This window comes from Sodalis-like endosymbiont of Proechinophthirus fluctus (genome assembly GCF_001602625.1).
GTDB lineage: Bacteria > Pseudomonadota > Gammaproteobacteria > Enterobacterales > Enterobacteriaceae.
In genome coordinates, this window is record NZ_LECR01000047.1 from 11318 (window position 1) to 12699 (window position 1382).

General features: G+C 56.4%; 1 protein-coding gene. It reads right to left on the reverse strand.

The window, feature by feature from the left end; translation table 11 throughout:
* Positions 1–1382: bifunctional aconitate hydratase 2/2-methylisocitrate dehydratase (locus tag BG74_RS17040; RefSeq protein WP_244267334.1), on the reverse strand; the 1382-nt coding region annotated here is incomplete at both ends.

Below are 1382 nucleotides of genomic sequence, written 5' to 3' on the forward strand. Positions count from 1 at the left end.
GCTTACCAGCGGCGCGGAAGTGGCCGATATTGGTCATGCAGGATCCGATAAAGACTTCATCAATTTTTCTGCCGGCTACATCAGACAGCAGACGGGCATCGTCCGGATCGTTTGGTACGCACAGGATAGGTTCGCTGATTTCGGCCAGATCAATCTCAATCACCGCCGCATACTCAGCATCTGCATCCGCCGACAGAAGAGATGGATTAGCCAGCCAGCTTTCCATTCCTTTGATACGCCGTTCCAGCGCGCGGCGATCGCCATAACCTCCCGAAATCATCCATTTCATCAGCACGATATTGGAATTCAAATATTCGGTAATCGGCGCCTGGTCAAGTTTGATGGTACAACCGGCGGCGGAGCGTTCCGCTGAGGCGTCCGACAGTTCAAAAGCCTGTTCCACCTTTAGTTCCGGCAAGCCCTCGATTTCCAGGATGCGGCCGGAGAAAATGTTTTTCTTGCCCCTTTTTTCCACCGTCAGCAGCCCTTGCTTGATGGCACAATACGGGATCGCATGCACCAGATCGCGCAGGGTAATGCCCGGCTGCATGGCGCCTTTGAAACGAACCAGCACCGATTCAGGCATATCCAACGGCATTACCCCGGTCGCAGCGGCAAAGGCCACCAGCCCGGAACCCGCCGGAAACGAGATGCCAATCGGAAAACGGGTATGAGAATCACCGCCGGTACCGACAGTATCTGGCAGTAGCATACGGTTCAACCAGGAGTGAATGATACCATCTCCCGGACGCAAGGAGACGCCACCACGATTCATGATGAAGTCCGGTAGCGTGTGGTGGGTCTGCACGTCCACTGGCTTGGGATAAGCGGCGGTGTGGCAAAATGATTGCATCACTAAGTCGGCAGAGAAACCCAGGCACGCCAGATCTTTTAACTCATCACGCGTCATGGGGCCGGTCGTATCCTGCGACCCCACCGAGGTCATTTTCGGCTCGCAATACTGGCCAGGACGCACCCCAGGCACGCCGCAGGCACGTCCGACCATTTTCTGCGCCAGCGTATATCCTTTGTCGCTGGCGGCGACATCGCGGGCGTGGCGGAAGATGGTGCTGGGCGGCAGACCTAGCGATTCGCGCGCGCGCGCGGTCAGACAACGGCCGATGATGAGCGGAATACGGCCGCCAGCGCGCACTTCGTCTACCAGTACATCCGTTTTCAACGTAAAGCTGGCAAGCATCGCGCCGGTCTCGTGATTACGGATTTCCCCGGCAAATGGATAAATATCAATGACGTCGCCCATGTTAAAATCGGACACATCCACTTCGATCGGCAGCGCACCAGCATCTTCCATGGTGTTGAAGAAAATCGGCGCGATTTTGCTGCCCAGTACCACCCCGCCGACACGTTTGTTCGGCACATAC